This is a genomic window from Candidatus Liberibacter brunswickensis (genome assembly GCF_036858155.1).
GTDB classification, from domain to species: Bacteria; Pseudomonadota; Alphaproteobacteria; order Rhizobiales; family Rhizobiaceae; genus Liberibacter; species Liberibacter brunswickensis.
Map to the genome: position 1 here is coordinate 1 of NZ_JAAEJX010000018.1, position 13,215 is coordinate 13,215.

Genomic DNA, 13,215 nt, shown 5'->3' on the forward strand with positions numbered 1-13,215 from the left:
TATCTATGGATACTTTCAGAACTTGGATATCCAAAGATTACGATAATTTGAAACAACGTTATGAAGATGCGAAGTTAAATTGCATGGAAAGTATGAGTGCTGAATTAGCTACAATTGTTTCAACACCGTTAACTGATGAAGAGAAACAATATCCTATAGCGTTTAAAAAGCGAGAATTGCGAATGAAACAATTACAGTGGGAATTGGAGAAACGCCATCGTTCTATTTATGGTAATCATGTATCAATAGAACATAAACACACAATAGATTTAAAACCGATATTAGATAAAGTTGATGAAAGGATTAGAACTAGGAGATTAAAAACAGTTCAAGATGCTTCTAATCAACCAGAAAAGACACTAGAATTACCAAGCAACACTAAACATGATTAATCCATCAGTTAGCATATAACTATTAAATCTAGGGTGGTTTGTGATGTTTTAAGAGCTTTAAGAGGCTTTAGGAGCTTTAGAAGCTTTATACAACTATCAGAACTAAGCAAGTTATCAGAGTTTACAGGTTTTTGTTGGTTGAAAAGGCTAGTACCTTAGTTTGTGTATTTTTGGGAGTTTTGATGTATATTTATAGGTTTAATACTATAGAAAATATAGGTTTATGAGTATATTTATGCGTCCCCCCCAAGTCGTTTTTCGTCCCACACATAGCCTACCCTCCGACAATTTTTATAAAATTTTGAAATATTGAAGTTTTTAATCTTGACATTGTCTAAAAAGCTTAGAAACATTCTCATAATAAATATTTATAAAAAAATACTAGGATACTAGTATAAAACAAAAAACTTAAATAAAGCTATATTTCCGTTGTTTTATCGCTTGCAAAGTAGTTAAATATTTGTTAATATACAACTGATGGTTTTAGGTCAGACCACATCCTCTTTCGTCGATAAGATAGGAGAGGGTTGCGGATGACCTACTGCAATTCTCTCTTATCTTATTTCCGTAGAGGAAATATCTTTTTGATAAGAGAATGGTAATATTGGCTAAAGAACTCCCAACAAATATTAAAGAAGAACAAAAGCTTTTCGGACTTGTTCTGTCTGAAGAGATGAAGCTTAGTTTTACCAATTTTGTTATGGATCTTTTCCCATGGTCTGAGGAAGGGACGCCATTAGAGCATTTTTCTGGTCCTCATCCTTGGCAACTAGATTTTATGGGAGCTGTTGATGAGAGCTGTATTGCTAATCTTAATAATCCCAATCCTGAAGTTTTTAAAGGTGCTATATCAGCTGGTAGAGGGATTGGCAAAACAACTTTAAATGCTTGGATGATGTTGTGGTTAATGTCTACTCGTCCTGGTATGTCGATACTTTGTCTTGCGAACTCAGAAACTCAGCTTAAAACTACGTTATGGGCTGAAGTTAGTAAGTGGCTGTCGATGCTACCCAACAAACATTGGTTTGAGATGCAATCTTTATCTTTGCATCCTGCTCCTTGGTATGCTGATGTTTTGAGTAATCAGCTTGGTATTGATGCCAAACATTATGCTATTACTTGTAAGACTTATTCAGAGGAACGGCCCGATACTTTTGTTGGACATCACAATACTTTAGGTATGGCGATATTCAACGATGAAGCTTCAGGAACACCTGATGCTATTAACATGGCTATATCAGGTTTCTTAACTGAGAAGAATGCTAATCGTTTTTGGGTTATGACATCTAATCCACGTAGGTTATCTGGTCAATTTTATGATATATTTAATAAACCTTTAGATGATTGGAAGAAGTTTCAGATAGATACACGTACCGTTGAAGGCATTGATCCGAGTTTTTACGAAGGGATTATATCTTCTTATGGGATTGATTCAGACCAAGCCCGAGTTGAAGTTTTAGGACAGTTTCCACAACAAGAAATAAATAGTTTTATACCGTTATATCGTATTGAAGAGGCGTTAAATAGGGAAGTTGCACCAGACCCTGATGCTCCATTAATCATGGGCTGTGATGTTGCGGGCGAAGGTGAAGATAGTACAGTTGTGGTATTGCGACGCGGTAGAATTATTGAACATATATTTGATTGGTCGGGCAAGCCTGTACGGGTCTCAAGCAAGAGGATTGAAGATTTAATAAACAAATATAAGCCTGATGCGGTGGTAATTGACGGTAATGGTTATGAGGGAGGATCAACTTGTGATTATTTAGAAGGGGAAGGTTTTGTTATCAATCGAGTTATAGGTCAAAACCGAGCTGAAGAACATGAATACTATCGGAATAAACGTACGGAATTGCATGTAAAAGGGAGAGATTGGCTAGAATTTGGTAAGTTACTTAATCATCTTAGATTAATCCAAGATTTAAAATCTTTAGAGTCTTTTACAGAGCCTACTACTGGCAAATTGGCTATAGGAAAGAAACGTCAAAAAGGGAATGTCAGTACGGATTATTCTGATGCTTTATTTATGACTTTTGACGTTAACCCCGCAAGGAAAGATAGTGTACTTAGCCGAATTCAATCATATCAATATGAAGGTGTTGAATTACTTTCTGATAGGAGGCTTGCATGAATTTACTTTGGGGTTTAGGTGGTGGGATTGGTAAAGGAGCAAAAAGCACGATGGATGCTTTTAAGTCCATAGGTAATTTTTTTGCTTCTAGTTTTGAGCCACTTAAGGAGGGTTTTAGCGATGGGATAGGTTGGACAGAACAAGCCAGACGAGAAGAAGAACGCAAGAAAAGTCAAGTTAGAGATTTAGAAGGTGAAGAGTTACAACAGGCTTTAAGGGATGATTGGGAACGGAACTATATGAAGTCGTTTGTTCCTTCCCAGCCGTCAAAGTTGACTTCAACTATGTTATTAAGTGGAGCTTATAGAAGATGACCCGATCTGCTGAGATGATTAAGGATTATTTTGATAATTTGCAAAATCAGCGAAACGAGTTGAATGCTCGAATGGAAGAGATAACGGGATTGCTTTATCCTTATAAGCAGTCTGCGTCTTCTGCGATGTGGGATACAACGGCATCTGAGGCTTGTATTAAGCTATCTTCGTTGCTTTCCAGTCTTATTACTCCTTCTGGTCAAAAATGGCATGGTTTAGCTGAACCTTTAGTAGTTTCCAAGGATGACACGGAAACTAAAAACGTTCGCAAATGGTGCGATGATGTGACTGACACATTGTTTAGTTTTAGGGAGCGTTCTAGTTCTGGATTTATAGGTTGTCTTCAAGCTTTTTACGCTAGTATTGTTGAGTTTGGTACTGGTTGTTTTTACATTGAAGAAGATGAAGACGAAGACGGAGTAAAAGAAGGGATAAAATACATATCTATTCCTATTTCTGATGTTTATGTAGGTGTTAATCATCAGAACCAAGTAGATAGTGTTTATAGGATATTTAAGTTTACTGCTGATCAAATAGCTAAGAAATGGGGAGAAGATAAGTTAACTTCTCGGATGAAGACAGCATTAGAGAAGGAAGACTCTGAAGAGTTTGAATTCATCCATGCAGTTTATCCTAAGACCATGGCAGAAAGGAAGGAAGATTTCCCTAATAGCAAAGGGGCTTTTCATTCTAAAATCCTTTCAAAGGAAGATATCAAGTTTTTTGAAGAAAACCAGTTAAACACGCTTCCTTATGTAATTGGGCGTTACCGAGTACGAGCAAATGAGATATACGGAAAATCACCAGCTCTAGAAGCATTACCTGCGATTAGACGTTTAAACGAGATATCTAATGAACTTGTCCACTATGCTAATCTTGCTCTTAAACCTCCTTATATAGCTTCTGGTGATGCAAAGCAGGTAGGTTTTAAGATCAAAGCGGGTCAGATTAATACAGGAGCGGTTAATAGAGAAGGTAAACCGTTATTTCATCCGCTTTCAGTAGGTAATCCCCTTCCTTATTACGAGGAGGTCAAGCGGATACAAGATTCTATTCATAGTCTTTTCTTTCTTGATCTATTCCAAGTTTTGGATGATAAGGCATCTCGTTCAGCTACGGAATCTATGGAAAAGACCCGTGAGAAAGGGGCATTTGTATCTCCTATAGTTGGAGGTTTACAATCTGAATTTATCGGGATGATGATTAGACGTGAGTTAGATATTCTTGATTTACAAGACAAGCTTCCCGCTTTCATCAGTACTGATATTTTAGGTAATGACGATCCGCCTAATATCTCGTTATTAAAGGTTGAGTACACATCTCCTTTATTCAAGTATCAACAAGCTGAAACTATTTCTAGTGTTCTTCAAAGTGTAAATAACGTTATTGAACTAGGTGCTAAAACTGGAGATCCGAGCTGTATAGATCATATTAACTTAGACGAGGTTGCCCGTATTATTATGCTAGGGGGAGGCTCTCCTGCATCTACCGTTCGTGATATGAGCGAAGTGATTAAGATACGTAAAAAGAGAGCAGGGCAAATTGAACAAATGCGTCAACAACAGATTGCGGATCAACAGGAGCAAGTAGGGGTAGAAACAGGAGCACAAGTAGCAAGAGAAGTCATGATGGAAAAGATGAGAGCAGAGATGAGGGAGGGATCAGATGGTTGATTTTAGTTATATTGTTGAGAAAATCAAGCGAAAGGCTAATCAGCGAGGGTATCAAGTAGATAAAGACGCTTTGAATAAGCAACTACAAACTGATGAGCGACGTTTACGTTTATATAAACAAGTTTTTTCAACTGAAGCTGGTAAATGGGTTTTAAACGATTTGATGTCTACGGGGGGCTTATTGGCTTCTTTTGAGACGGATAGTTCCTTACACCTTGCTCATTTAGAAGGCAAGAGAGCTATGGCAGTTTATATAGCTTCGAATTTGGGACTAACTTTTGCACAAGTAATAGAAATGTATTCTGATATGGAGAATGATAAAATATGAGTGATGAATTAAATACAACTCAACCAACTACCACTCAACCTAAATCTGAGGTTCAAACCCCAAGTAAGGAAAATACACCTATTAATCCTTTTGCTGAATTTAAAGATAAGGATGTCTCAACGGAAGAAAACAAGCAATCTGCAGTTGAGGTGAAAGAACAAATCCAAGAATATAAGATTAAGTTTCCTGATACTATCCCTTCTGAGATTGCAGATATTCATATTAACACTTTTAAAACGGCGGGTGTAGAACCAGATAAAGCCCAGAAAGTTATTGATGCTTTAGCTCAACATGATGAGCAAGCCCATAATCAACGAATTGATGATTTGCATAAATCACTAAAAGCTGATGAGAGAGTTTTGAAACAGGAACTGGGTTCTAATTTTGAGCCTCGATTGCGGAATATAGCTCGTTTTTTTCATAAGGAGAATATCCCAGATAGTGATGTACAGACCCTTGTATCGGAATGGGGTTTTCAAAAGACATTCAAGTTTTTTGATCGTTTTGTCCAAATGAGCAAAGAGCCTTCTTTAGGAGATACTGTTGCAAGAGGTGAAGGGAGTGGATCCGCCGTTAAGGACGATGTTTTTGATGATCAAGGATTTAAGGAGCAATGGCGAGCTGGAGATCCTAAGGCGGGGGCTAAAATCAGATCATGGGCGGAACAAAACGCTAAAACTACAAATATAATCTAACACAGAAAAGGATATTTTAAATGGCAGACAGACAAGAATTAGCAAAAGCTAATATATTAGAGTTTAAAAAAAACGTTGAGATCGGGTTACAACAACTTACATCGAAGCTTAGACCTACAGTTACTGAGGTGCCTACTATAGGGGAGTCATCCGCTCTCGTAGAGGTTTTTAGACCGTCAGAGGCTCATGAGATTGAAGGAGATATGCCTGATACCATATACAATAATACAAAACAAAGGCGTCGCTGGATTGGACATAAACAGTATGGATGGGCAGAAAGGATTGATCCTTTTGCAACTCTTGATTCTGGTATTAATCCATTTCTTCCTTATGCGAAATTAGCAACAGCTGCTATATTACGTAAGCAAGACGATGCGATATTAAAAGGCATGTTTGGTGTTAATAAAAAAGGGAAGGATGGAGATGAATTAGAATATTTCCCAGAAAATAATATCATACCAGCTAATGATGGTGATGATTTCTTCCAAAGTTTTATAGAACAATTGTAAAACCGAAGCCCAAGGAACCTGTTACTAAACCCAAACAGGAAGTAAATGTTAAAATTCTAAAACTACGACATCGCCTAAAAAGTGATTACCATTAGATGAGGTAATTTCACAGATAACCACTTTTGGCATAATTTATTGCTTAAAAATCAATTGTATACGATGAATATTTGTATTATAGGTTGTGTATTGTCATTGACTAAAAACGGAAAATGTCAAAAAATTTTTCCTTATGCAGTAAAATTGTCAGGTTTTTCTCATGAACACAGAACAACATATTGAACAAAGGTTAATCGCCAAACTGTGCGAGCTAAAGTATGTTCATCGGAAAGATATCCGTAATCGTAATAACCTTGAAGACAATTTCCGTAAGAAGTTTGAATCCCTAAATCGAGTCAGCTTAACTGATACAGAATTTAAATGCTTGCTTCACGAAATAAGGACAAATGATGTTTTTGCGGCCGCACAAAAACTACGTGAAAGGGGTATGATCACCCGAGAAGATGGTACGTCGTTTGAATATACGCTGTTGAAAGAAGACTGGTGCAAAAATGATTTTGAAGTTGTTAACCAATTCCGCGTTAATACTAAAAATAGCTATCAACGTTATGACGTTATCTTACTGATTAACGGTTTACCTTTAGTACAAATTGAGCTTAAGACTTTTCAGTTAAGTCCTCGAAAAGCGATGGAACAAATTGTTTTTTATAAGAAGAAGTTAGGTGATAGCAATAGCAGTAAACTGTTTTATTTTAATTTTATGCAGTTGTTTATCATCAGTAATGGCAATGATACCCGTTACTTCGCCAATAACAATGAGGAACATTTCCAGTTTGATGCAGATGAACGGTTTCTGCCTGTTTATAAGCATGCTGATAAATATAACAACAAGATAACCCACCTGGATGATTTTGCCGATGATTTCCTGGTAAAGTGTAGCCTTGGACAGTTAATTAGTCGTTATATGGTATTGGTGCAAGTTGAAAAAAAAATCCTCGTTATGCGCCCCTATCAAATTTATGCCGTTAAAGCGATCGTTGATTCCATCAATCAAAATCGCGGGAACGGCTATATTTGGCATACAACAGGTTCAGGCAAAACTTTGACTTCTTTTAAAGCCTCAACCTTACTAAAGGAAAATCCCGACATTGAGAAATGTTTATTTGTTGTTGACCGCAAAGACCTTGATTGGCAAACTCGCAAAGAATTTAATAAATTCCAAAAGGATTGCGTTGAACACAACACCAGTACCAAAAGTCTGGTGGATCGCATGTTATTAAAAGACCGTGCTAATAAAGTAATTGTAACGACTATCCAAAAACTGGGATTAGCATTGGATAAAAAACGCCGACGTAAGCAAGGAGAACAAACTTACAGTAAGCGTCTAGAATTGCTGCGCAACGAGCGTATTGTTTTTATCTTTGACGAATGTCATCGCTCCCAGTTTGGTGAAAATCACAAATTGATTAAGGACTTTTTCCCTAAAGCCCAGTTGTTTGGTTTTACGGGAACTCCTATTTTTGACCAAAACTCAATCTATCAGCAGGTTGATAGTGGTATAACCTAGCTTCTTTTAAAACCACTAAAGATATTTTTGAAAAAGAGATTCATACTTATACCATCACTAATGCAATTGAAGATAAGAATGTCTTGGGTTTTCATATTGATTATTTTGCGATAGATAGAAGTGGCAAGCCGAAAAAAGATCAGATACCCCCGCCTGAAGCTGTCATTAGAACGATTTTTGAAAAGCATGACAGCGCAACTAACCATCGTCGTTTCAATGCTTTGCTGGCTACTGCTTCTATCAATCAGGCGATTAAATATTTTAATCTGTTTAAAAGTATGCAGAAAGAAAAACAAAAGCAAGACAAAAATTTTAAGCCGCTTAATATCGCCTGTGTGTTTTCTCCGCCTGTGGAAAGAGGGAAGGGGAATAGTAATAACATAATGGATATTAAACAGTTGCAGGAAGATTTGCCACAAGAGAGCGCTGACAACAAGGTTGAACCGGAAACGAAAAAAGAGGCGCTTGTGAACATTATCGCCGACTACAATGAACAATACGGCACGAATCACAGTATCAATGAATTTGAACGTTATTATAGGGATATCCAAAAGCACATAAAAAATCAACAATATAAAAACAAAGAGAAAAAAATTGATATCACTATCGTGGTGGATATGTTGCTTACAGGGTTTGATTCCAAATACCTCAACACACTATATGTTGATAAAAACCTCAAACAACATGGTTTAATTCAGGCTTTCTCGCGCACTAACCGCGTACTAAACGACACCAAGCCTTGGGGTAACATTCTTGATTTTCGTGGTCAGGAAAACGAAGTTGAAGAGGCAATCGTATTATTCTCAGGTAAAGATAAAGACAAATCCCGAGAAATCTGGCTGGTCGAATCTGCAGAGAAAATGGTAGAAAAACTTAAGAAGTCGGTAAAACAATTATTCACTTTTATGGAGAATAAAGGTTTATCGTGTGAACCCTCTCAGATTCATAATCTAAAAGGCGATATAGCGAAAGCTCAATTTATCAACCACTTCAAAGAGGTGCAAAAGATAAAAACCCAGCTAGATCAATACACTGACCTGGATAAAGACAGCAAAACCCTAATTGAACAGATGATGCCCACCAATATCTTGCGTGGCTTCAAAGCTATTTATCTTGACACCGCGATGGAATTGAAACGTAAGCAGGGAAAACAAGAAGATGTTAATAAAACGCTAGAACCATTGGAATTTGATTTGGTGTTGTTTTCTTCCCACTACATTGACAGCGATTACCTTGAAAAATTGCAAATGATTCAATCTAGTTTCAAGCAAAAGATGACTCACAAACAGCTTATCGAAGATCTGATCAGCGAGATACAGGCGGATGCTGGTCTATCAGAGGAGGATCGAAAAGATCTTAGTGATTATGTTATGTACAATTACGAAGTAGGAGAAGTCTTAAACAAAGAAGAAATCAAGAAAAAATATCAAGATTGGAAAGCGCAAAAATACGAGAAGGTTTTAACACAGATAGCCGAAAAGCAATGGATTAAACATTCAGGTCTTACAAGCGTTTGTCGCAAACACTCTTGATCGCCTAATATTTGATAGTCAGGAATTAACAGATCTGCTTAAACCGTTTAATCTAGGTTGGATGGATCGGAGATACAAGGAAAAAGCATTAATGAAAGATTTAGCGCCTTATCTGCGCAAGCAAGCGGCTCTGCACAAGCGGGCGGCAGGACATGAGATTTCAGGGTTGAAGTCCTATGAATAAGCAGAAGAATGGACTAGTTCCGGAGTTAAGGTTTCCTGAGTTTCTAAATAATCCTCATTGGAAAATTTTCTATTCTAGCCAGCTTTTTAGAGAAATAAGCAACAAGAAGCACAATTCAAGCTTGCCAATCCTTGCTATCACTCAGAAGTATGGAGCTATTCCTAGGGAAATGATTGATTACAATATATCTGTCACAGAAAAGAGCATAAAAAGTTATAAGGTTGTGGACGTTGGTGATTTTATAATTAGTTTACGTTCTTTTCAAGGGGGGATAGAGTTTTCTGAATATAAAGGTCTATGTAGTCCCGCATACGTAGTGCTCCGAAACGAGAAAGGAATAAGTCAGGGTTTCTTTAAATATTACTTCAAAACGCAGTTTTTCATTAAAGGTTTTACTAAAAATCTTGAAGGTTTACGTGATGGAAAGATGATTCGCTATTCGCAGTTCTCTGAAACGTTATTACCAACACCATCATTAGAAGAACAACAAAAAATTGCGGATTGCTTGTTTTCCATTGATGAGCTTATTACGTCTCAAGTCCAAAAGCTCAAATATCTCAAAGCCCATAGAAAATCTCTAACGCAACAACTTTTTCCTGTCATTAATGGACTAGTTCCTGAGTTAAGGTTTCCTGAATTTATTGAACATGGAAAATCGGAGATAGAGTGTAAAGAACTGGGGGAAGTATTTCTTATAAGAGGAGGATATACTCCTTCAACTACTAATCCTTACTTTTGGCGTGATGGAACTATTCCGTTTTTTTTACTAGAAGATATTCGTAAAAATGGTCGCATTCTTGACGATTCCTTGCAGCACATAACAAGGGAAGCCGTTAAAAATTCTGATCTTTTCCCGGCTAATTCAATCATAATATCGACAAGTGCCACTGTTGGTGAGCATGCTTTGATTACTGTCCAGCATTTAGCTAATAACCGGTATATATCTATTGCACTACATGATAATTTTATTAAACGTTTAGACATGAAATTCGTTTTTTATTATTTTTTTATCATATGTAAGTTATGTAAGGAAAATATACAGAATGGATCAAAATTTCCAACCTTTCCTACGTCTTTATTGAAGAAATTTCCCATTCCTATCCCCTCTCTTTCAGAGCAGAAAAAAATAGTTCATTGCCTAACAGCGCTTGATGATATTATCAACGGTGATGAACAAAAGCTCAAATGTCTCAAAGCCCATAAAAGATGGTTGATACAACAACTTTTTCCTGTCATTAAATGATTGAGTGGTGAATTTTTTATTATGACACAGCGATTAATTTAAGGGAATAAATAGTATGACCAAAGAACAATTGAGCCAACTTGGTAAAACCCTTTGGAGCATAGCCAATAATTTGCGTGGTGCGATGAATGCGGATCATTTTCGTGATTACATGCTATCATTTTTATTTTTACGTTATTTGTCTGATAACTATGAACGAGCTGTGCAAAAAGAATTAGGTTGCGATTATCCAAAGCCCAAAGAGGGAGATTGTAGAGCACCGCTGACTATTTGGTATGACAATAACCCTGCCGAAACCATCGATGAATTTGAGGATTTCATGGGGAAAAAAATTCATTATGTCATTAAGCCGCATTTTTTATGGAGTAGTATTACCGAGATGGCTCGGGTCCAAAGTAATGATTTACTTATCACCCTTGATCAGGGGTTTAGGGATATTGAATCGCAATCATTTGGCTCTAATTTTGAGGGATTGTTTTCTGAAATTAATTTGTACTCTGACAAATTAGGAAAAACGCAAAAAGTCCGTAATGATACTCTTTGTGAAATTATAAAAAAAATCTCCGATGGCATTTCTCAATTTAGTACTGATCAAGATATTTTGGGAGATGCCTATGAATATCTCATCGGTCAATTTGCTGCAGGTTCAGGTAAAAAAGCCGGTGAGTTTTATACTCCGCAACAAATATCGACGATTCTTTCGGAAATTGTAATACTTGATAGTCAAGATCCCACGACTGGTCAGAAGAAAAAAATTAGAGCGGTGCTTGATTTTGCCTGTGGTTCTGGCTCTTTATTACTCAATGTTCGTAAAAAGTTACATGAAGCTGGTGGCAAAATTGGCAAAATATTCGGACAAGAGAAGAACATCACGACTTATAACTTGGCTCGTATGAATATGTTGTTACATGGGATGAAAGGTACTGAATTTAATATTTATCATGGCGATACACTGGAAAATGACTGGGAGATGCTTAATGAGTTAAATCCTGCTAAAAAGCGTCAGTTTGATGCTGTGGTCGCTAACCCACCATTTAGTTATCGTTGGAAATCAACTGAATTATATGGAGAGGACTTTCGCTTTAAAGATTACGGCGTGGCTCCTAAATCTACGGCGGATTTTGCTTTCTTACTTCATGGTTTTCATTTTCTTAGTGACGATGGTGTGATGGCTATTATTTTGCCACATGGTGTTTTGTTTAGAGGCGGTGTAGAAGAACGTATTCGTACCAAGCTGTTAAAAGATGGGCATATTGATGCGGTAATAGGCTTACCAGCTAAACTATTCTTTTCCACAACAATCCCAGTATGTATTATAGTTTTAAAGCGGTGTAAAAAAACTGATGACGTTCTGTTTATTAATGCATCAGAGAATTTTGAAAAAGTCAAGCGCCAAAATCAGTTATTGCCAGAACATATCAAAAAGATTATTGATACCTATCAATTTCGCAAAGAAGAGGTGCAATATTCACGTAAAGTTTCAATGCAGGAAATTGAAAAAAATGATTATAATCTTAATATCACTCGTTATGTGAATACAGCAAGAGCAGAAGAAAAAATAGATATACAAAAGGTAAATAATGAATTGTTAGATGTAGAGAAACAGATTTACGACGCTACTTTACGTCATAATGAATTTCTTACAGAATTAGGACTTCCTTCACTGCCATTGATGGGTAAGAAATGATACTACTTATTGTGCATTGATCCATTTAAGTATATATTCTTTCTTTAAATAGCGTCAAATAATTTGAAAAACCGTATTTACTTAGTAGTCTTCTGTCTTATTCCTCATGACTGTTGTCATAAGGCAAATAAAAGAGATAATAAATCTCTCATCGTGTAATCTCCAAAACACAATCTATAATTAAAGGCAAACTATTATTTAAAGCCGATACACTAAAAATAGAACATATGTTGAACCTCTTGTCATAGTTCAACTGTTGAATCAAGAAATACAAGCTATTTAATTGTTATTTATCCGTTATTAGTTTGGTGGAGTGTGAAAGAGGGCGTCTTTGATAAGAGCCCCCTTTCAATATTGAGCTCTTTTGAACAAGAGATTATCGCTTGTATACTAGGTTTTTGGTACACAGATAAAATAGTTCAGAAGAGACGGTAGGATTGTGCAAACTAAGTCCTGGCTACTACTATGCCCGTAGGGTTAGGTTCGGTATTGTGTTTGGTCGTCGCTACCTCCTGATTCTTTCTCTTTATCCTTAGATTCGTATTGTGTTTGTTCGTCGCTACCTCCTGATTCTTTCTCTTTATCCTTAGATTCGTATTGTGTTTGGTCGTCGCTACCTCCTGATTTTTCCTCTTTATCCTTAGGTTCGGATTGTGCTTGGCCGCCGCTATCTCCTGATTTTTCCTCTTTATCCTTAGGTGGCGTTACCATAAGTTCTTCTTGAGCTGGAGGAGGTCCGTGAGGTCCTGGAGGTCCTGGAGGTCATGGGCTTTTTTCTATGAGTTCGGCTTTCGCTAAAGCTTGCTGAGCCAGTAGAATAGCCTTATCTGATTTAGAGCCAAATAAATCACAACCACCAATTGCGACAGTGGATGATAGTAAAGCTAACAAAGAAGCTTTTTGCTTTATATTCATAAATTTCCCCTCATTGTTTTTATGATTATTACAATTTTAAATAGACAT

At 36.8% G+C, this 13,215-nt stretch carries 13 protein-coding genes and 1 pseudogene; 12 read left to right on the top strand and 2 right to left on the bottom strand.

The genetic code is table 11. The annotated features are described in order from the left end of the window. The 12 genes and pseudogenes from GY664_RS04835 to GY664_RS04890 form a co-directional block, all read left to right on the top strand. On the top strand, window positions 1-392 hold a 392-nt coding region (locus tag GY664_RS04835; RefSeq protein WP_333948361.1), incomplete at its 5' end, for a hypothetical protein. Window positions 393-996: 604 nt separating this feature from the next. Next, the gene (locus GY664_RS04840; RefSeq protein ID WP_333948362.1) at window positions 997-2,523 is read left to right on the top strand and encodes a terminase large subunit domain-containing protein; all 1,527 of its coding nucleotides are present in this window, start codon (window positions 997-999) and stop codon (window positions 2,521-2,523) included. Window positions 2,524-2,573: 50 nt separating this feature from the next. Next, window positions 2,574-2,837: a hypothetical protein gene (locus GY664_RS04845; protein ID WP_333948363.1), complete on the top strand. Its 264-nt coding sequence runs from the start codon at window positions 2,574-2,576 to the stop codon at window positions 2,835-2,837. Then, a complete protein-coding gene (locus GY664_RS04850; RefSeq protein WP_333948364.1) occupies window positions 2,834-4,510 on the top strand; it encodes a portal protein in 1,677 nt (558 codons plus the stop codon). The genes GY664_RS04845 and GY664_RS04850 overlap by 4 nt, the downstream gene beginning before the upstream one ends. Further along, window positions 4,503-4,838: a Bbp19 family protein gene (locus GY664_RS04855; RefSeq protein WP_333948365.1), complete on the top strand. Its 336-nt coding sequence runs from the start codon at window positions 4,503-4,505 to the stop codon at window positions 4,836-4,838. Before GY664_RS04850 ends, GY664_RS04855 begins: the two co-directional genes overlap by 8 nt. Further along, window positions 4,835-5,533, top strand: coding sequence for a hypothetical protein (locus tag GY664_RS04860; RefSeq protein WP_333948366.1), 699 nt, complete (start codon window positions 4,835-4,837; stop codon window positions 5,531-5,533). The genes GY664_RS04855 and GY664_RS04860 overlap by 4 nt, the downstream gene beginning before the upstream one ends. Window positions 5,534-5,553: 20 nt before the next feature. Then, on the top strand, window positions 5,554-6,042 hold the full coding sequence (locus GY664_RS04865) for a phage capsid protein (protein ID WP_333948367.1): 489 nt from the start codon (window positions 5,554-5,556) through the stop codon (window positions 6,040-6,042). Between the two features lie 256 nt (window positions 6,043-6,298). Beyond that, complete coding sequence (locus GY664_RS04870; protein ID WP_333948368.1) at window positions 6,299-7,606, top strand: DEAD/DEAH box helicase family protein; 1,308 nt, start codon at window positions 6,299-6,301, stop codon at window positions 7,604-7,606. Window positions 7,607-7,689: 83 nt separating this feature from the next. After that, a complete protein-coding gene (locus GY664_RS04875) occupies window positions 7,690-9,138 on the top strand; it encodes a type I restriction endonuclease subunit R, EcoR124 family (RefSeq protein ID WP_333948369.1) in 1,449 nt (482 codons plus the stop codon). A 7-nt stretch (window positions 9,139-9,145) separates the two neighbouring features. Continuing rightward, window positions 9,146-9,199, top strand: a pseudogene (locus tag GY664_RS04880) (hypothetical protein); the annotation flags it as partial. A 115-nt stretch (window positions 9,200-9,314) separates the two neighbouring features. Further along, window positions 9,315-10,565, top strand: a complete 1,251-nt coding sequence (locus GY664_RS04885) for a restriction endonuclease subunit S (RefSeq protein ID WP_333948370.1) — start codon at window positions 9,315-9,317, stop codon at window positions 10,563-10,565. A 55-nt stretch (window positions 10,566-10,620) separates the two neighbouring features. Next, window positions 10,621-12,252, top strand: coding sequence for a type I restriction-modification system subunit M (locus tag GY664_RS04890; protein ID WP_333948372.1), 1,632 nt, complete (start codon window positions 10,621-10,623; stop codon window positions 12,250-12,252). Window positions 12,253-12,729: 477 nt separating this feature from the next. On the opposite strand, the gene GY664_RS04895 is transcribed toward GY664_RS04890, so the two are convergent. After that, entirely contained in the window at window positions 12,730-12,963 is a 234-nt protein-coding gene (locus GY664_RS04895; protein ID WP_333948373.1) for a hypothetical protein, read from the bottom strand. Between the two features lie 51 nt (window positions 12,964-13,014). Continuing rightward, on the bottom strand, window positions 13,015-13,167 hold the full coding sequence (locus GY664_RS04900; protein WP_333948374.1) for a hypothetical protein: 153 nt from the start codon (window positions 13,165-13,167) through the stop codon (window positions 13,015-13,017). Between the last annotated feature and the right edge of the window lie 48 nt (window positions 13,168-13,215).